We start from the raw sequence: 19,316 nt of genomic DNA on the forward strand, positions 1-19,316 counted from the left end.
AGGGGGCAGCAAATTATGAAACAAAGTTTACGAACTGCTTTTTCTTGTTCTTCATTCCTTCTCTCCTACCCGGAACTCGGGTGGAGGGAAGCTTTAACTGAATTACTAGAAGAGATGGAAGCGATTGAACAGGACGATGTTAAAGCTTCACTTACAACATTTATAAAACAAGCGCTACATAAAACGAACGATCAACTTATTGATGGTTACGTATATACATTTGATTTTGGTAAAAAGACGAATATGTATTTAACGTATATGAACACTGGTGAACAAAGAGAAAGAGGGATTGAATTACTAGAGTTAAAGCAGCATTATAAAAAATCGGGTTTTGAAGTAACAGATAAAGAACTACCTGATTATTTACCGCTATTACTCGAGTTTTTTGCAAATGCAAATGAGCAAGACAGTGAACCAATTATGAGTAAATACAAGGAGAATATACAAGCATTACACGTTCAGTTAAAAGAAGCAGGTAGTATGTATGAACCAATTCTTGCGGCTGTTCTACTCGCTATCGAAGCATGGGATGTACAGACAAATTAGAAAGGAGAGTTGTTAAAATGATGAATCAATTTCTATGGGTATTGTTTCCCTATATCATTTTTGCAATCTTTATCGGTGGACATATTTTTAGATACAACTATGATCAATTTGGATGGACATCAAAATCTAGTGAACTATTAGAAAAGAAAATGCTCCGAATCGGAAGTCTATTATTCCACTTTGGGATTATGTTCGTAATTGGCGGTCATGTTATGGGGATATTAATTCCAGAAGCTGTATACCGTTCGATAGGTATTTCTGAGCATACGTATCACATAATGGCAATTAGTTTCGGGCTTCCGGCAGGTGTTGCTTCTATCATCGGTTTAATTATATTAACGTACCGCCGCGTAACTGTAAAACGTATCATTGCAACGAGCACAAAGGGAGATTATATTGCGCTTATTTTATTACTTATCGTAATGTTAGCAGGACTTTCTTCAACATTTTTAAATATCGATTCAAAAGGATTTGATTATCGTACAACAATTGGCCCTTGGTTCCGAAGTCTCTTTATTTTCCAACCGAAAGTTGAATATATGACGGAAGTACCAGTATGGTTTAAAATTCATATTCTTGCAGGGATGGGTTTATTCGCAGTGTGGCCATTTACAAGACTAGTACATGTATTTAGTGCCCCAATTAAATATGTAAGCCGTAGTTATGTAATTTACAGAAGACGTATTCCTAATGAGTTGAAAAAATAATACTGCTGTAAACGGATAGGAGTTAGCAGCTAAAACGAAACGAGGTCTCATATGGCAGGCCTCGTTTTTGTTTACATAGGAAATAATCGTTAATAAGTAGTTTAAATTGAAAAAAGATTAGCATCTAAATAAGATGCTAATCAATGCTACAAACAGAAGCAGAGCAATCTTCACAAGCAATTTCACATTTTAAAAATTGTAAATCGTGGATTGTAATCTTTCCTTTATGAATCGAAATTGTACCTTGCTTTTTTAATTCATTTAACATTCGATTTACACTTTCACGTGAAGTTGCACAGAAATTAGCAAGTTCTTGATTTGTTAATGGTAAATCGATGAGAATCCCATTTTCTTTTAATACACCGTAACTATTTGTCATTCGTATAAGAGTAGAGTACAGGGCACCTTTTTTGCCGTGTAATACTAAATCTCGGAACTTCGTTTGCATTCTTCTTAAATGTTCACTAATCCATTTCATAAATTCAAATACAAGTGCTGGTTTTTGGAGTAATGCTTTTTCTAACGCTTCACGCTTTATAACTCCTACTTCAACATCTTCAAGGCATTTTGAATTTAATAAGTATTTCGCATTGTCCGTGAATAATGTTAGTTCTCCAATAATGTCATATTCCGAACAAATTCGAAGTGTCAATTCTTGTCCGTCAGCACTTAATTTACTAATTTGTACTTTTCCTGAGTGGATGATATAGAGCTCTGTTGCCTCCATACCTTCTTGAAAAATAAAACTACCTTTTTTAATTTGCATTTTATATTCAACAGATGCAAGTAATTCTTTTAAATCTTGAGATAATGTCATACTGTTTGCCACAGTGATCACCTTTCTTCTTATAAGCAATACATTTCCTATTTTGAGTGTAAGTATGATGAAAATGCAAGAGCTATTTTAAAAATAAATTGAAATTTCAATGACCGTAAGGGGGAAGAAATCTTCAGTTTTTAGTTTGAAAAATTCAATAGACAAAGTGGATGAGATTAAAGATGTGAACAAAATTCGAACGGATTTGTGAAGAATTTTTGAATGGGGAAAGTAATGTGAGAAAAGTCACATTGAATATGTAGCTTCTTTTTTATAATGAAGGCAAATAAAAAAATTGAAAGCTTACTAAGGATTGCAGCAGAAAAGAAGGGATATAGATGCATGAGAACATGAAAGATTCTTTAGAACGGCCACTTCAAGATTTACGTATTTCAGTTATTGATCGTTGTAATTTTAGGTGTACATACTGTATGCCTGCTGAAGTGTTCGGACCTGATTACGCTTTTTTAAAGGAAGAGCTTTTATTAACGTTCGATGAAATAGAAAGATTAGCGAGATTATTTATAAGTATGGGAGTCAATAAAATTAGGCTTACTGGCGGTGAACCTTTATTGCGTAAAGACTTACCGACGTTAATTGCAAGACTTGCAAAGCTAGAAGGCTTAAAAGATATTGGACTCACAACAAACGGTATTCATTTAGCAAAACAAGCAAAGGCGTTAAAAGAAGCGGGATTAAAACGTGTAAATATTAGTTTAGATGCGATAGAGGATTATGTCTTCAAAAAAATTAATGGACGAAATGTAAGCACAAAACCTGTATTAAAAGCAATTGAAGAAGCGAAGAACGCAGGGTTAGAAGTAAAGGTAAATATGGTCGTAAAAAAAGGAATGAATGATAGTCAAATTCTTCATATGGCTCGTTACTTTAAAGAACAAGAAATTCAGCTCCGTTTTATAGAGTTTATGGATGTGGGCAGTACAAACGGCTGGAACTTTGAACAAGTTATTACGAAGGAACAATTAATAGAGAAGATTAATCGTGTATATCCGATTGAGCCTGTTAAACCTCGTTACTTTGGAGAGGTTGCGAAAATGTATCGATATGTAGGGAGCGATGCAGAAGTTGGATTTATTACTTCTGTTTCTGAGTCATTTTGTTCTTCTTGTACGAGAGCCCGTATTTCGGCAGACGGTAAGTTTTTTACATGTTTATTTGGAACAAAAGGAACGGATTTGCGAACGCTTCTTCGAGAAAATATTTCTGACGCCTCATTATTAAAAATTTTACAACATACATGGCGATATAGAACAGATCGATATTCAGATGAAAGAACAGTTGAAAGTACAAGTAAACGTCCAAAAGTTGAAATGTCTTACATTGGTGGATAGTGAAAGGCGGAGTTCTTATGCAAGAGCGTTATGCAAGACAAGTATTGTTTTCTAGAATTGGTGAAATGGGACTAAGAAAAATAAGAGAAAAGCATGTGCTCCTAATCGGTGCGGGTGCACTAGGAGCTGCAAATGCAGAAGCTCTTGTTAGAATGGGAATTGGGAAATTGACAATTGCTGACCGTGACTACGTCGAATGGAGTAATTTACAACGGCAACAGTTATATACAGAAGAAGATGCACAGCAGTGCAAACCGAAAGCAATTGCAGCGGCAGAGCATTTAAGAAAGATTAATTCTGAAGTGGAAATTGTACCAGTTGTATCGGATGTCACACTGCAAGAAATAAAAGAGTTAACAAAAGAAGTGGATCTCATATTAGATGCGACTGACAATTTTGATACGCGCTTACTTATAAATGACATTTCACAAAAAGAAAATATACCTTGGATATACGGTGGATGTATTGGAAGTTACGGTGTAACGTATACAATTCTTCCAGGGAAAACACCATGTTTTCGCTGCTTAATGGATCATCCTATGGGCGGTGCAACATGCGATACAGCAGGAATCATTCAACCAGCTGTACAAATGGTCGTTGCTCATCAAGTAACAGAGGCGATGAAAATATTGGTGGATGATTTTGAGGCGCTAAGAGGAACAATGTTATCATTTGATATTTGGAACAATCAATATCTCTCATTAAAAGTAAATAGACAGAAGAAAAATACATGTCCCTCTTGTGGAAATACACGCACGTACCCAAGTTTAACATTTGAAGCACAGATGAAAACGGAAGTGCTATGCGGACGGAATACGGTTCAAATCCGTTCAGGGGTAAAACGTGTTCTTCATTTAGAGGAAGTTCAAAAACGAATACAAAAAAGTGTACTTGTCCAAAAAACGCCTTACTTACTATCATTTCTAATTGATGAATATCGTTTCGTTTTATTTACAGACGGTAGGGCATTTATTCATGGAACAAATGATGTGAAAATAGCAAAACGATTATACGCAAAATATATAGGATGAACAGAAAGAGAGTTGTCCCTTATTAAAACGAGGTGAAAAAGAATGTTAGAAAAACGTATACCAATTCCAGTGGCAGAAGCAGTTGCACGTGTAATGGAATATGCTTACCAAGGTGAAATAGAAAAGGTTTCTCTTATAGAAAGCTACGGTAGAACACTTGGAGAAGATGTTATTGCAGATCATGATGTCCCGCATTTCAATCGTTCTCCATATGACGGATTTGCGATTCGAGCAGAAGACACAAAAGAAGCAAGTAGCAGTAATCCCATTCTGTTTGAAGTGATTGGTGAAATTGGAGCAGGTTTTGTTTTTACAGAAGATGTGAAAGCATTTCAAGCTGTCCGTATTATGACAGGTGCGGCAATTCCTGCGGGGTGTAATACAGTAGTTATGTTAGAGCTAACGGAAGGATTTGAAGAAAACGAAAAGACTTATATGAAATTGAAACGCTCCTTTGTTGCTGGGGATAACATTTCTTTTAAAGGAGAAGGTGTAAAACAAAATAGCATTCTGGTGAAAAAAGGGACTGTTATTAATCCTGGAGTTGCAGCACTTCTTGCTACGTTTGGTTATAGTACGGTATATGTTGTAAAACAGCCAGTCATTGGAATTGTAACGACAGGAAGTGAACTGCTCGAAGTACATGAACAATTAAAGCCAGGGAAGATTCGAAATAGTAACTCCTATATGATAGCTGCTCAAATTGAACGAGCAGGGGGGATTGTACAGTATTATGGGCAATTCGCTGACGATTTTGAGACGTGTTATAACACTGTAAAAAAAGCGATAAAAGAAGTTGATATATTAATTACAACTGGTGGCGTTTCAGTAGGAGACTATGATTATTTACCGGATATTTATGAGAGATTACAAGCTAATGTACTTTTTAACAAAATAGCGATGCGACCAGGAAGTGTGACAACTGTAGCTGAGTTAGAGGGAAAACTATTATTTGGTCTATCTGGTAATCCTTCTGCTTGTTATGTCGGATGTGAATTGTATGTTCGACCTGTCATTGGAACATACTTGCATAGGAAAGATCCGCACATATATCGTGCAGAGGCAATTTTACAGAAAGACATTTCGAAAGCAAATCCGTTTACTCGTTTTGTAAGAGGGAGAGTAGAAATTGTAGATGGGCAATTGCAAGTTACACCAGTCGGTTTAGATAAATCTAGCGCAATTTCTTCACTTGCAGAAGCGAATGCATTTATCGTTCTGCCGGGAGGAACGAGAGGATTTGAAACAGGAATAACCGTTTCGGTACTGTTATTAGAATCGAACGTCGGAAGTGAGTGGCCGTGGGAAGAGCCGCTTCGATCATACAAGTAATAGAGAAAGAGATTGCTAACTTATATAAGGGTCAGAGGTGCAAGATGACACATACGTATTATGAAGTAATTGATACACCTATTTCAATTGAAGAAGTTACAAACAAAGTAATTCGTCGTGAGTGTGGTGCGGTTACTACTTTTATTGGTACTGTTAGAGAATTTACGAAAGGTCGACGTACACTTTGTTTAGAGTATGTAGCTTATAAGACAATGGCGGAGAACCAGCTTGAGAGAATTGGCACTGAAGTAGGAGAGAAGTGGCCAGGGACATATGTCGCTATTACACATCGCATTGGTACATTACAAATTTCTGATCTTGCTGTTGTTGTCGCTGTTTCGACACCACACCGGAAAGCTGCATATGAGGCGAACGAATATATTATGGAGCGTATTAAACAAATTGTTCCAATTTGGAAGAAAGAGTTTTGGGAAGATGGTGAGTCATGGATAGGTGATCAGTTAGAGAAGGTAACATATGCAAATGGTGAGCCTGGAAAGGGGATGAGTATATGATTGAAGTACTATTATTTGCACATTTACAAGAAGAAGTAAGTAAGCCAGTATTACACATAGATTGTGAAAATATTACAGTTGCGAAGCTGAAGGAAGTTCTGATTAAGGAATATAATGTAGAAATTTTAAACGAGATTATGGTCGCGATAAATGAAGAATACGCAAATGAGGATGACATCATTCAAACTGGCGATATCGTAGCAATGATTCCGCCAGTAAGTGGTGGTTGATTCTTTTCAGCCTAATCATGTAAGAACGTGATTAGGCTGGAGGGAATGAATATAACTACGTATACATAGGAGGGAACAGGATGAAAAGTCCTAATTTTCAATTAAGTTTACAAACTTCTAATCTAATTATCGGTTTTATGGTGTGGGTTATTTTATCATCATTAATGCCCTATATTAAAGTGGATATCCCATTAACTGCGGGACAAATTTCTATAGTAACAGCAGTACCGGTTATTTTAGGTTCTGTTCTTCGCATTCCAATTGGTTATTGGACAAATCGTTTCGGAGCAAGAAAATTATTCTTTATTAGTTTTATTTTATTATTATTTCCTGTCTTTTATATTAGTGTTGCCAATTCTATGATGGATTTAATTATAGGTGGATTATTTGTCGGAATCGGTGGTGCTGTATTCTCTGTAGGGGTAACTTCTTTACCAAAATACTTTCCGAAAGAGAGTCACGGTTTTGTAAATGGTATTTACGGTGTAGGTAATGCCGGAACAGCCATTACTTCATTTTTAGCGCCTGTTATCGCAACTTCAGTTGGCTGGAGAGCGACAGTACAATGTTATTTGGTTTTACTTGCAGCATTTGCACTTATGAATTTTTTATTAGGCGATCGTAAAGAGAAAAAGGTGAATACACCATTAATGGAACAAATAAAAGGTGTATATAAAAATGAAAAACTTTGGTTTTTATGTATCTTTTACTTTTTAACATTCGGATCATTTGTCGCATTTACCGTATACTTACCAAACTTTTTAGTATCTCACTTCGGATTAGAGAAAGTAGATGCAGGAATGCGGACAGCTGGATTCATCGTACTCGCAACAATTATGCGCCCAATTGGTGGTTGGCTCGGTGATAAGTTTAATCCATTTAAAATATTAATCTTTGTATTTATCGGTTTAACACTTTCAGGTATTATTTTATCATTTATGCCTAGCATGAACGTGTATACATTTGGTTGCCTACTAGTCGCATTTTGTGCAGGTATAGGTAATGGTACAATCTTTAAACTCGTTCCAATGTATTTCTCAGAACAAGCTGGTATTGTAAATGGTCTCGTATCAGCTTTAGGTGGACTAGGAGGATTCTTCCCACCGCTAATTTTAACGTTACTATTCCAATTAACAGGTCATTATGCAATTGGATTTATGGCGTTATCAGAAGTCGCACTTGCTTGTTTAATCATTACAGTATGGATGTATAGCCAAGAGAAATTGTTAGTGATGTTAAAGAATCATTAATAAGGAAAAAGAACTGTCCCAAAGTATTTTGGGATGGTTCTTTTTGTAATAGGCTTCAACATGTTTTTATTGCTATCTCAACAAACGCTCGTTTTCTAAAAGAGTGTGTTTTTAAAATGAAAAACAGAAGGTTTATGGAATTTTATTTTAAAATATAGAAGTCAAAAGTTATTCAATTAAAGGGTAGATTAGTGAAGGAAATCTTAAATCTATTCTAAAGATCGAACTCATTTTTAGAATGCAAATATTTAATTGAATCGGGATGTTTAGATGAAAAAAATATAAGTCCACTCAAGATAAACAAGTATCAAGTATGTTAGGTGTTTTAAGCGACAAGTATGGAATTGATGTAAGTATTCTTCGCATAGTAACTGCAGTATCAGATTTTTCTAGGGCCAGATTTTTTGGTAAGGCTAATGGATATTGTGAAAAAGAATACTTAAAATAAAAAATACCGTTTAGGTTGATAAGATAAAATTATGAATTTGTATAAACAATCCATAATTTTCTTTATGAGTTATATTTGATATGTTAAAGAAAAGAGAGGGGAGGGAAATGAAATAAGAATTTTTGATGAGCATTTTCATATTATTGATTTCAGTTTTCTGATTATTAAGAACTGAGGGTGTTTTCCGATGAATAAAATGTGGTCCATATTTAGTAAAGAGTTTAATCCAACTATAATATATTTGGAATGAGGTTTTACATGTTTGTTTTTATTATATTAGACGTGATATTACCAATATTAATATTGATGCTAATTGGTGCAATCTTACAAAGAAAGTTTCAATTTAACTTAAAGCAGCTATCTACACTTATTACTTATTGCTTGATGCCAGCGGCTGTATTTGTGAATATATATGATATTCGTATAGAAACAGGTTTGTTGCTCCAGATAATATACTATTTAATGCTTTATAGTCTGAGTCTGATCATAGTAAGTCATTTCATTTCAAAAATATTAAAGTTAGAAAAAGGAGAAAGTGCAGCTCTAAAAAATAGCATTTCGTTAATGAATTCCGGTAATTATGGGTTACCAGTAAGTCAATTGATTTTCAGTCACAATCCAGTGGGGGTTTCCATTCAAATTTTTATTGTTATTTTCCAGAATCTTTTAACTTATTCATATGGGATATATAACTTACTATCAGCAACAAAAACAATCGGAGGTATTATTCAATCATTTCTAAGACTGCCTGTATTTCATGCACTCGTATTAGGGGTTTTCTTTCAATCTTTTACAATTCAAATACCTAATTCTATCTTTATTCCTCTTAATCAGCTTGCGAATGGTTTTGTTGCAATAGCACTCATATTGCTAGGGGCACAATTATCCAACATTAAGCTTAATTTTTTCCATCGAGTCATAACATGGGCTTTAATTGGAAGGTTACTGATGGGACCATTATTAGCACTTGCTATGATATATCTACTAAACATGGATGGTATTGTTGCACAATCATTATTTATTGCAAGTTCTTTTCCTACTTCAAGAAATACATCAACCATTGCTATGGAGTATCAAATAGAACCTGAATTACATGCACAAATCGTTTTATTTTCAACACTTTTCAGCATTATTACAGTAACTGTCGTTATTTATTTGTCATATATTTTGTTTTGAATGTACGTGCAAAAAACGAATAGATTTGAGGTGGTAAATGATGGACGGAAATCCCATCGATATGAGAAGAAAACAGTCTTAAATATATTGAGTGTCGTTTACAATTGTACTATGTCTGATAATCAAGTGGCTTAATTCAAAAAAAGGAAACTCATTAGGGGTTATTTCGTATGTAAATCTTTAAAGCATCTACATATAGATTTGCGAAAAAAGACACAATCTCGCTTATAATTGACGTTACATGAGCTTAGGTTGATAGTGATGGGGGAGCGTCAAGTAAGAATTTTATCTTTATTGATTCCATGTAGTTTTTCCGTATTATTGTAAATAAGGGGGATGATTCTAAGTTGAGTAAACAGAATATTAGCACAACGGTTTCGGGAGATATAATTGTTACCCATCTAGTTGGTAATATAAAAACAGATGATGTGTATGAATGGTTTAATGGTTTCGAGCAGGTTTGTCAGCAATTCATTTCCGAAGGGCGGAAATACAAATTGTTGGTGGATAGAAAAGGATACACGCCAAATCATTTTTCTGTTCAAAAAGTATGGAAAGAGAAGTTTTTCAATGAAACCATTTTGAATCACAGTAAGGCAATTGCATTTCTCCTTGAAGAGGGGGAGATAATGGATTATTTACAACAATCTAATACGAAAGAATCTGTGAGATTTTTTGATGAGTATGAATATGCGCTAATTTGGTTGAATGAATATCCAATATAAAACCTGTATTGAAGCAGTTGCTCTCAAGCAACTGTTTTTTATGTCCGTAATTGTTGTCGTTATTTTTCTTCACAGATTCTTGTCCAATTGCTTGTCTGAGCCTAAAAAACGAAACTAAAGCAAAAAGAACAAACGCCTCTAAAAACGTTTGTTCAAAGTTAATTACTATTTTAGCTGAGTGATAGATTACAATTTGCGAGTATGAGAAAGTTTTTTTATAAGTTTAGGAAGTATAGATGTTAATTCTTGCTTCATGCGCTTCGTAAACGATGGGTCCTTACCGGAAGTTGAAATAGTGACAACATATTCATCATTTCGAATGACACCAGGTGTGTGAAAAGATGATGCTGTACTACCACTTACAACGTTAACCCACTGGAAATCATGAGCGGCCTGTTTGACCATCATATTTACAGCATGTTGATTTGTAGCTGCATAAATAAGATGAGCATCTTTAATATCATCATTACTAAAAGTTTTTTGCTTCCAAGTAATATAAGAAAGTTCCTTCATTTCCTCGCAAATTTCTGGGCTGACAACAGTGACGAAAGCACCTGTATTTTTTAATCCAGACGCTTTTCGATATGCAATTTTACCTCCACCAATGATAACGACCACTTTATTTTGTAGATTAAACATAAGAGGGTACATGTTATACATATATGCATTCCTCCATTCGTTCTAATAATGTTAACTTCATGTATGTATCAAACTGAAGACAGTTACAAGTCGTAACGTGATCATATTTTTTTGTATGCAATTTAATTTTTTGAAGTAATAATCCGGTAAAGAGAAGGTACGGCATGACATATACGTGGGACGCAGTCGATGTTATAGCCTTGAGCTCGGCAGTAAAAGAGGGAGTTCCTTTCGTTAAAAAGGAACGGGATACTGGCATACCGAGTTTGCGTTCGACAGCTGCTCCGATTTGTTGTAATTCATGTATCGGTTGTGGATCACTGCTGCCTCGTCCTACGAGTAAAATACTACTATTTTGCATTGGCATAGCTTCACGTATTCTTTTCACTACAAGTTCCACCATATGTGGATGTGTACTAAAAGGAGGTACAACTGAAAATGTTATTTGTGGATATTTCTTTTGTAGTTGCTCTATTTCAAAAGGAATATCACGTTTATAGTGAGCTGCTGCAAATAATAAAACAGGTACAATCATTATTTCAGTTACTCCCTCTATTATCGTTTCTGTAACTGCATCCGAAATAGTAGGTGTCGTTAGTTCTAGAAAAGCTATTTTTTGAATTCTTTCGTTTCGCTCTTTCATAACAGATTGAATAAATTGAATGAATTGTTCATTACCTTCTTGTAGCCGGCTCCCATGTCCAACATATACAATTCCTTTCATTGTCTCACCATGTCTTTCTTCATAAGAGTTTCTTGTAATTGATGATCTACGTTATGAAACCCAACTTTATTTGCATAGTATAAAGTTGGAACGTCGGTATACGAGAATGGGAGAGTAAGAATATTGATAAAGCCAAGGCGTTTTATTTCTGCTAGAAACGTATCAATAGAAGCATGACCTTCAAATACAATGCTATCCCATGAGAATTCAGAAAGCATACGTGAATGAATTTCATCGAAGCGATGATCAATTGTGTATTCATGAGTCATCATATAGGAACCAGCACCAATTTTTTCTTGAATAACAGCAATTCGGTTAATGTTTCGTCCTAAATAAATCGTTGAATTCGAAGAAAATTGCGCAGGTTTACTTAACAATCCATATTGCATGAGCTTTTCTTGAATAGAAAGGTTCATATACTGAAGTTCTGCCTGTAAGGAACGAATATCTTTATGATATTTACTGCATGATTGCATTAAGATGTCTACACTGTCAGCGGAACAAAATACAAGACGATCAACGTTAAAAATCTTATTGATTTGTTCAGAGGTTAATGTGTATGCTTTCTTTTTGAAAGTTGGAATTTGATATATTTCTGCACCGGACTCTTGTAACATTTGCTTTATTGCGCTTTTTTTATTTGTTGCAGATGCAAATAAAACTTTCTTGCTGTGCAATGGCTTGCGTTCTTTCCAAGAGATTTGATTACGTAAGGAAACGACATCACCAACAATTGTCATAGAAGGATTAGAAATATTTTCGTTTTTGACAATAGAAACAATGGTAGACAGTGTCCCTGTGACAACGCGCTGTTTACCAGTTGTACCCCATTCAATGACTGCTACTGGCGTATCTTCTTTTTTTCCTGCTTGTAGTAAGTTTTCACAAATTGTAGGTAAGTTTTTTATACCCATGTAGTAGGCAATCGTGTCGCTATTGTAAGATGAATTATATTTTCCATGATCGCTTAAAGGACCTTTTGCATGTCCAGTTAATAAAGTGACACTATTACTGTAGTCACGGTGGGTGAGGGGAATACCTGCATAGATACTAGCGGCGATGCTAGATGTAATACCTGGTACAATTTCATATGGAATATTTGCTGATGCTAAAGTTTCTGCTTCTTCACCAACACGGCCAAAAATAGATGGATCTCCGCCTTTTAAGCGGACTACGATTTTTCCTTCTTTCGCAAATTGAAGGAGGCGTGAGTTAATCATTTCTTGACGCATAGTATGATTCTTTGGCATTTTTCCGCAATAAATAAGTTCACATGTTTCTTTTGTATAATTAAGAAAGGAAGGGTTTAATAAGCGGTCATATAAGACGATATCTGCACGATTTAAGCACTCTATCGCTTTTTTTGTAATAAGCCCTTCATCACCTGGTCCTGCACCAACTAAATATACATATCCGTTCATATTCGCACCTCGTCTATTTTTATTTAAAAGGAAGCCAGGGGAGGCTTCCTTTTGTAAATTACATGTATATATAAATATCTCCGTCAATAACTTCTACTTCATACGTTTGAATACAACCGTCATCAGGTTTTTGAACTTCACCTGTTAGTAGTGAAATTTTCCAATCATGTAGTGGACAAAAGACGAATTCTCCAGATACAATACCTTCCGCTAATGGCCCGTTTTTATGAGGACAACGATTTTCTACAGCTCGAATATCGCCATTTGAAAGGCGGAATAGGGCGAAAGACATACCTTTCATTTGCACCTCTTTACCGATTTGAATAGGAAGGTCTTCTGCACGCATAACTTTTATTTTTTCTTTCGTTTGTATCATATAGGTCACAGCTCCTTATTTCACAGTTTCTACTTCATACATCGCTTTTAATGATTTCGTTTCTAGTGCTTGTCCCCATGCTTCTTTATATGTGCCACGAGTTTTTTGGAAACGTTCATTTAACGTAGTAATCATATTTGCATCTTGCAGTATTTCTTTTATGTGATCGAAGCCTAAACGTTCTGTCCAGTAGGCAGTACGCTCTCCGTAAATACCAGTTTCACGATAATATTGCATGTAAGCTGTAGCGATGCGAAGGACATCATCTTCAGTAGGGACAATCATTACAAAATCAGCTTCACGTACTTCTGTACCACCATTTCCGCCAATATAAAGTTGATATCCATTTTCGACACAAACAACGCCAAAATCTTTCGTCAGTACTTCCGCACAGTTACGCGGACAACCAGTTACACCCATTTTCATTTTATGAGGTGTATCTACCATTTCTAATGATTGTTCAAGCAACATACCAAGTCCTAATGAATCTTTCGTACCGAAACGGCAAAAACGAGAGCCAACACATGATTTTACATTACGAAGAGATTTTGAATACGCATATCCAGAAGTCATATTTAAGTCAGCCCATACGTTAGGTAAATCTTGTTTCTTGACACCGTATAAGCCAATTCGGCTTGCACCGGTAATTTTCACAAGTGGAACATCATACTTCTTCGCAACTTCAGCAATTTTCATTAAATCATCTGCTGTTGTAACGCCTCCGTACATACGTGGAATAACAGAGAATGTACCATCGTGCTGGATGTTACCATTCATTCTTTCATTAACGAAACGGGACGATTTATCATCTTCATATTCTTCTGGAATCGCCATACGTAAATAGTAGTTTAAAGCAGGGCGGCATTTCGAACAGCCGTCTTCATGTGCAAAACCAAGAACATTTCGTACTTCTTTTGGAGATTTTAAGCCTTTCTCGTAAATGGCCGCTACGACTTCATCACGGGATAAAGGTGTACATCCACACATACCGGCAGATTGCGCTGAGGCATCAAAAGCATCTCCAAGTGTATGAGATAAAACTTGTTCCACAAGCGGACGACATTTACCACAAGACCCTGCGGCTTTCGTACAGCCTTTAACTTCTTCAAAAGTCGTTAACTCTTGTTCTAAAATGGCGTGAACGATTGTACCTTTCGTAACACCATTACATCCGCAAATCGTGTCATCAGCACTCATAGTAGCAACGTTAAGTTCACTTTCTTCACCAGCTTTGTGAAGAAGAGAAGCGGCTGTATATTCTTGTATATCTTCTTCTTTCTTTAACATGCTAAAGAGGCGTGTTCCGTCAGCTGTGTCACCATATAAAACGATACCGATGACTTTATTGTCACGAATTAATACTTTTTTATAGGAACGTTTACATTCATCAAAGATTGATATTGCTTTCGTTTGAGCATCTTCATAAATTTGACCAGCAGAGAATAAATCACAACCTGCAACTTTTAATTGCGTACCGACGATACTGCCCGAATATCCATCAGTTTGTAAATTTGTTATATGTTTTGCTAATATCGCACCTTGTTCATAAAGAGGAGCAACAAGTCCATATGCGATACCGTCATGCTCTGCACATTCTCCAACTGCATAAATGGACTCGTCATTTGTTAGCATATAGTCATTGACTACAATACCGCGATTTACAATTAAACCAGCATCTTTTGCTATTTGCGTATTTGGGCGTATTCCGACAGCCATTACGACTAAATCACAATCTACAACTTCACCATCTTCAAATTGAATGCCCTCAACATGGTCTGTACCAAGAATTTTTACAGTTTTCTTTTCCATTAGAAATTGCATGCCTTGCGCTTCCAAATCTTCGCGTAATAGAGAAGCTGCTTTCGTATCTAGTTGCTGCTCCATTAAGTTTGGCATTAAATGAACAACATGTACGTCCATCTCTAAGTCAATAAGACCTCTTGCGGCTTCTAAACCAAGTAACCCACCACCAATAACAACGGCCTTTTTCTTTTCTTTAGCGGTGTCTATCATAAATTGTGTATCTTCAATTGTTCGAAATCCTGTTACACCAGGAAGAGTAGAACCTTCAACAGGTAAAATAAAAGCACTAGAACCTGTTGCGATAATGAGTTTGTCATATGTAAGAGTACGATTTTTTTCTGTGATAATGATTTTTGCTTCTCGGTTAATACTTTGAACTCTTTCGTTTGTATATAAAGTTATTTCGTTTTCTTCATACCAACTGTATTCATTCATAATGATATCTTGCATATTTGTTTTGCCTTGTAAAACGTGAGAGAGCATAATGCGATTGTAGTTTGGATGCGGTTCATCTCCCAAAATAGTAATCTCATATGAATCACTATTATGTTTTAATATTTCTTCCATACAGCGTATTCCAGCCATACCATTTCCGATCATAACTAAACGTTTTTTCATTTTCGTTTCCCCTTTTTCTGTGAAATGTTGAACAAAGGATTATATTTCTATTATAGAAAATCCAAAAAAGGGGAGATGTGATATTTATCACATTTTTATAATGATTCACAAATTGTTAAAATTCGGATTTATTCGAGAGGGATGTGTATATTCTTTACCAAATGAAAAAACAGGACATAAGTATGTATACTCATGTCCTGCACTTGATTTATACTCTCGTAATTGCACGTGGAAATAAAATGTTATTTTCTAAATGAATATGCTCAAATAAATCAGACTCTAGTGCTTCAAGGCGTTGGTAAACAAGTCGATAAGTGCCGCAAGCTCCTTCTGGAGGAGTAAAGTCATTTGTAACTTTACGAAGCTCTTTAATAATGTTGCCTGCGTGGTTATGTTCATTTTCCAACTTATCTACTACTTTACGTAAATTCACATAGTTTTCTTCATTTGGATTTTGTTCAAATTCTAAAATTAATGGAAAATCTTCTGTTTCTTCTTTAATTAAATGTTGTTCTAATTCCATCTTTAATTCGTGAAATAGCTTATGAATTTGAGCTAAGTGAGGCTGACTTGCTCCGTGGACGCGTAATACTTTCGTCACATACGGACTTAATTGTGGTAATTCTTCATTTAAATAGCGATGATGCTTATTTATAACATAATCAATCAATTCACGATAAGAAGCATTTTTCCAATCAATTTCAGATTCATTTAATCGTTTCGTATTATTATAAAGTGTATTTAATTCTGTAAGTACTTCTGTTGCTGATAAATTTCTTTCATGAATTGCATCAATAAGTGGTTTATTACCACCACAACAAAAGTCTATTCTATATGATTTAAAAAGATCGCTAGCTTTCGGAAATTGTGTAACGATCTCACCGACAATAGAAGTTTCAGTAAATGCATGTTTCATATGAACGCCTCCATAAAGTTTGAATGTAATAACTAAATTAAGAATAGCGATAAATTAACATCTATGTAGTGATTGAAATCACTTATTCTGTGTCGTTTTTGAGAATAATAAGAAGAATGTTATTAAAATAAGGGGGAAAGTAATAAGTGGTAATATTTTGCGTTAATAAAAAAGAAGCTTCTTTTTTATTGCTATTTTTCACATGCAATTCCATCGCCATCACGATCAAGATGAGAGCTATAACCTGGTTGCCCTTTATGTAAAGGGGCTTTCCCAGCTGCTCTAACTGCAGCACAATTTTTGTAGTATGCACTACTAGTATTTTCTGAAGCGGGTTGTGTTTGAGTTTGCTATGCTTTTTGCTCTTCTTGTTGTTTACGAGCCTGTTCGTCAGCCTTACGTTTTTGTTCTTCTTGTTGTTTACGAGCTTGTTCCTCGGCTTGACGCTTCTCATCTTCTTGCTTTTGAGTTTTTTCGTCCGCCTCTTTCTTTTCTAGCTCTTTTTTCTGTTCACTATCTTTTTGTTCTTCATTGTTATATGCCACTTTTGTACTAGTTGCTGTCGTTTTTTCAGAAGAAGGAGCTGAAATACCTAATAGCGCAACAAAAATGACAAATAATACGGCTGTAATAATAAATTGTTTTTTCGCTACACCTGTTTTCTTAATTACAGATAAGATTGCTATAACAAGGAAGAATATAAATAGAATGAAACTTAAAGTAGAAAAAAACTCGACGACGGGGTGTTCCGATTTTGTTGTATCGGTCGTTATTAATATAATAGAAATCATAAAAAGAATAACGGTAGGACGTCCATATTGTTTTGCTTTTCCATTTTTCTTAAAGAATGAAATGATACATAAGATTAAAAGAATAAAAGCAATAGAAAATAAAGCTGCACCAATATTACTCAAAATCGCCATTTTCATACCTGCATTTGTAAGATTTTTCTTATTGATTATATAGGAACTTATTGGATATTACACGTTTTATATAAATTTAGAAAATTAATATTTTTACTAGACTTATAAACGATTATTTTATATATAGAGAAAAATAGATATATTTCCTATTACTTTTTGAAAGATATTTCATAAATTATAGTATATCGATTGAAAGGAGGAGATTTGAATGGAATTTCAATTGTTAGTAACTTGTATATTACAAGAAGGTAATGCTTACTTTTTAGTAACGAAGGTAGACGATGTTATTACGTTAAAAGTACCGATTACTGCGGGAGTAGCAGGTTTATTTTTAGCTTTAGGTGTACCAAGATGTTCTTAATTTAAATCTCTATAGTAGAAGGGGGAGGGACATGCCTTCCTTTTCTGCTATTACATAATATAATTATGTAAACTTAAATATCATATTTGTGATAGCACGTTTGAAATGGACATGCATATACTATAATGTTTCATTGGATGTTAGCGGTGAAAGGTAGTTTTAATAAGTGCATCCAGTGATGTTTTTAAGCTATGAAAATAAAAGAGGTGCTATTATATATGAAAAGAAAAACATTGGATATTCCAGTTACATTGCGAAGAGAGTGGTTTTTAATAGAGTTAGCTCATTTAACGAAAAAATATGGAATTGAAATTGCAACTAGCAAAATGGATGCTGCACCGTTTTTAAGAGATCAAGTTACAGAATCAAAGATAGGGAAAGGGTTACAATACGATAAATATGATGATGAATATATAATTGAAAATTAAAGGGTAACAACAAAATTAAATTAATTTATAACAAAATATAAAATAAAGCAGATTCTAAATATAGAATCTGCTTTATTATGAAATACTTGTAGTCAACTAACCTCTTTCTAGTGTTTTTCCTACATATTTCTCTTGCGTTATTCCAAAAGATTCACGAAGAATGCGAGCGTAATCTTTAGATTCTATTGGTCGTTTATTTTTAGTGCCTTTAAAGGTTTCTGTATAATTTTTATTTGTTAATGATATGTGACCATAAGTAGTTAATTTACAAGTGATAGCCCCTTTATTAAAAGGAGATTCTTTATGCTCTACAATCACTTTTTGAATGTTATTCACTTTTTTCTCATCTATTGGATCTACAGTGAAAGCATAGCCTATTTTCCATTCATTTGAAGGTTCAGATTGTAAGAAACTTGTAGATTCTCCGTTAGCTCCTTTTCTCATTTCTAAAATATGCGTACCTTTTCGAGTATTTCGCTTACGAATTCGATATTCTCCTGTTTGAGAGGAGATGACATCTCCGTTAAAAGGGACTGGATGTAAAGGGAGATGAGATGCAAAACCTGCATCCACAACATAATCTTTATCCTCATGACTTAATATGATAATGACATGACCATCATCGGGTTTCCATTTATTATCGTACAGATCATAAACAGTACCGGCTACTTTGTATACTTGAAACCCACAATCAATTAAAAAATAATACAATAAGGAGTTTAATTCATAACAAAGTCCACCTCGTTTTTGAATAAGTAACTTTTCTATTAAGTTATCTTTTGAGATATTTTTAATAGTGCCAGCCATAATATCAAGATTTTCATAGGGGAGAATCATTCCCATTTTTAAGAGAATTTCATCTAAATCATCAAATGTTATTTCTTTTGCAGGAATTTTTAAGCGTTTAAAAAACTCCTTTTGTAAATTGGTCATCATAAAGTATTCTCCTTTCTTTTTACAGAATTTTCTTCTGCTCAC

Annotated in this window: 20 protein-coding genes and 1 pseudogene; 12 read left to right on the forward strand and 9 right to left on the reverse strand. The window is 34.7% G+C overall.

All coding sequences use genetic code 11. The annotated features are described in order from the left end of the window. Positions 1–15 precede the first annotated feature (15 nt). Together narJ and narI are read left to right on the forward strand one after the other, a co-directional pair. The gene (gene narJ / locus ACO6VI_RS20300; RefSeq protein ID WP_049107457.1) at positions 16–546 is read left to right on the forward strand and encodes a nitrate reductase molybdenum cofactor assembly chaperone; all 531 of its coding nucleotides are present in this window, start codon (positions 16–18) and stop codon (positions 544–546) included. 17 nt (positions 547–563) lie between these two features. After that, positions 564–1,253, forward strand: coding sequence for a respiratory nitrate reductase subunit gamma (narI, locus tag ACO6VI_RS20305; RefSeq protein ID WP_000981851.1), 690 nt, complete (start codon positions 564–566; stop codon positions 1,251–1,253). A 136-nt stretch (positions 1,254–1,389) separates the two neighbouring features. On the opposite strand, the gene ACO6VI_RS20310 is transcribed toward narI, so the two are convergent. Beyond that, positions 1,390–2,082 (reverse strand): Crp/Fnr family transcriptional regulator, encoded by a 693-nt coding sequence (locus ACO6VI_RS20310; protein ID WP_000013866.1) that lies wholly within the window; start codon positions 2,080–2,082, stop codon positions 1,390–1,392. Positions 2,083–2,408: 326 nt separating this feature from the next. Here ACO6VI_RS20310 and moaA point away from each other — a divergent pair, with 326 nt between their 5' ends. The 8 genes from moaA to ACO6VI_RS20350 all read left to right on the forward strand — a co-directional run bounded on the left by moaA (position 2,409) and on the right by ACO6VI_RS20350 (position 10,129). Continuing rightward, entirely contained in the window at positions 2,409–3,422 is a 1,014-nt protein-coding gene (moaA, locus tag ACO6VI_RS20315; protein WP_063547126.1) for a GTP 3',8-cyclase MoaA, read from the forward strand. Positions 3,423–3,439: 17 nt separating this feature from the next. Further along, positions 3,440–4,453 carry a molybdopterin-synthase adenylyltransferase MoeB gene (locus ACO6VI_RS20320; RefSeq protein ID WP_422423935.1) on the forward strand — a complete coding sequence of 338 codons (1,014 nt, stop codon included), beginning with the start codon at positions 3,440–3,442 and terminating at the stop codon, positions 4,451–4,453. 42 nt (positions 4,454–4,495) lie between these two features. Further along, complete coding sequence (gene glp, locus ACO6VI_RS20325; RefSeq protein ID WP_422423937.1) at positions 4,496–5,785, forward strand: gephyrin-like molybdotransferase Glp; 1,290 nt, start codon at positions 4,496–4,498, stop codon at positions 5,783–5,785. 44 nt (positions 5,786–5,829) lie between these two features. Further along, the gene (locus ACO6VI_RS20330; RefSeq protein ID WP_063547129.1) at positions 5,830–6,300 is read left to right on the forward strand and encodes a molybdenum cofactor biosynthesis protein MoaE; all 471 of its coding nucleotides are present in this window, start codon (positions 5,830–5,832) and stop codon (positions 6,298–6,300) included. Next, positions 6,297–6,530, forward strand: coding sequence for a molybdopterin converting factor subunit 1 (moaD, locus tag ACO6VI_RS20335; RefSeq protein ID WP_088020742.1), 234 nt, complete (start codon positions 6,297–6,299; stop codon positions 6,528–6,530). The genes ACO6VI_RS20330 and moaD overlap by 4 nt, the downstream gene beginning before the upstream one ends. An 80-nt stretch (positions 6,531–6,610) precedes the next feature. Further along, positions 6,611–7,780, forward strand: coding sequence for a nitrate transporter NarK (gene narK, locus ACO6VI_RS20340; RefSeq protein ID WP_063547131.1), 1,170 nt, complete (start codon positions 6,611–6,613; stop codon positions 7,778–7,780). A 706-nt stretch (positions 7,781–8,486) separates the two neighbouring features. After that, complete coding sequence (locus ACO6VI_RS20345; protein WP_000497496.1) at positions 8,487–9,404, forward strand: AEC family transporter; 918 nt, start codon at positions 8,487–8,489, stop codon at positions 9,402–9,404. A gap of 317 nt (positions 9,405–9,721) precedes the next feature. Next, positions 9,722–10,129: an STAS/SEC14 domain-containing protein gene (locus ACO6VI_RS20350; protein WP_232357456.1), complete on the forward strand. Its 408-nt coding sequence runs from the start codon at positions 9,722–9,724 to the stop codon at positions 10,127–10,129. Between the two features lie 186 nt (positions 10,130–10,315). Here the strand turns inward: ACO6VI_RS20350 and ACO6VI_RS20355 are convergent, their stop codons facing one another. The 7 genes and pseudogenes from ACO6VI_RS20355 to ACO6VI_RS20385 all read right to left on the reverse strand — a co-directional run bounded on the left by ACO6VI_RS20355 (position 10,316) and on the right by ACO6VI_RS20385 (position 17,549). Further along, complete coding sequence (locus tag ACO6VI_RS20355; RefSeq protein ID WP_000282601.1) at positions 10,316–10,789, reverse strand: precorrin-2 dehydrogenase; 474 nt, start codon at positions 10,787–10,789, stop codon at positions 10,316–10,318. Then, positions 10,782–11,492, reverse strand: coding sequence for a sirohydrochlorin chelatase (locus ACO6VI_RS20360; RefSeq protein WP_088020741.1), 711 nt, complete (start codon positions 11,490–11,492; stop codon positions 10,782–10,784). Before ACO6VI_RS20360 ends, ACO6VI_RS20355 begins: the two co-directional genes overlap by 8 nt. Continuing rightward, entirely contained in the window at positions 11,489–12,913 is a 1,425-nt protein-coding gene (locus tag ACO6VI_RS20365; RefSeq protein ID WP_161519892.1) for a uroporphyrin-III C-methyltransferase, read from the reverse strand. The genes ACO6VI_RS20360 and ACO6VI_RS20365 overlap by 4 nt, the downstream gene beginning before the upstream one ends. A 58-nt stretch (positions 12,914–12,971) precedes the next feature. Further along, the gene (gene nirD, locus ACO6VI_RS20370) at positions 12,972–13,289 is read right to left on the reverse strand and encodes a nitrite reductase small subunit NirD (RefSeq protein ID WP_000616683.1); all 318 of its coding nucleotides are present in this window, start codon (positions 13,287–13,289) and stop codon (positions 12,972–12,974) included. 15 nt (positions 13,290–13,304) lie between these two features. Then, complete coding sequence (nirB, locus tag ACO6VI_RS20375; protein ID WP_023521787.1) at positions 13,305–15,710, reverse strand: NADPH-nitrite reductase large subunit; 2,406 nt, start codon at positions 15,708–15,710, stop codon at positions 13,305–13,307. Positions 15,711–15,918: 208 nt separating this feature from the next. Beyond that, a complete protein-coding gene (ric, locus tag ACO6VI_RS20380) occupies positions 15,919–16,626 on the reverse strand; it encodes an iron-sulfur cluster repair di-iron protein (RefSeq protein WP_000679632.1) in 708 nt (235 codons plus the stop codon). Positions 16,627–16,817: 191 nt separating this feature from the next. Then, positions 16,818–17,549: pseudogene (locus ACO6VI_RS20385) on the reverse strand (excalibur calcium-binding domain-containing protein). Between the two features lie 208 nt (positions 17,550–17,757). On the opposite strand from ACO6VI_RS20385, the gene exsG reads away from it, so the two are divergent. Both exsG and ACO6VI_RS20395 read left to right on the forward strand, forming a co-directional pair. Continuing rightward, positions 17,758–17,910: an exosporium protein ExsG gene (gene exsG, locus ACO6VI_RS20390; protein ID WP_000395679.1), complete on the forward strand. Its 153-nt coding sequence runs from the start codon at positions 17,758–17,760 to the stop codon at positions 17,908–17,910. Between the two features lie 218 nt (positions 17,911–18,128). Then, entirely contained in the window at positions 18,129–18,338 is a 210-nt protein-coding gene (locus ACO6VI_RS20395; protein ID WP_000824207.1) for a hypothetical protein, read from the forward strand. 96 nt (positions 18,339–18,434) lie between these two features. On the opposite strand, the gene ACO6VI_RS20400 is transcribed toward ACO6VI_RS20395, so the two are convergent. After that, entirely contained in the window at positions 18,435–19,274 is an 840-nt protein-coding gene (locus tag ACO6VI_RS20400; protein WP_000988898.1) for an arylamine N-acetyltransferase family protein, read from the reverse strand. Between the last annotated feature and the right edge of the window lie 42 nt (positions 19,275–19,316).

This window comes from Bacillus sp. PSXD-155, from assembly GCF_049310765.1.
GTDB lineage: Bacteria > Bacillota > Bacilli > Bacillales > Bacillaceae_G > Bacillus_A > Bacillus_A cereus.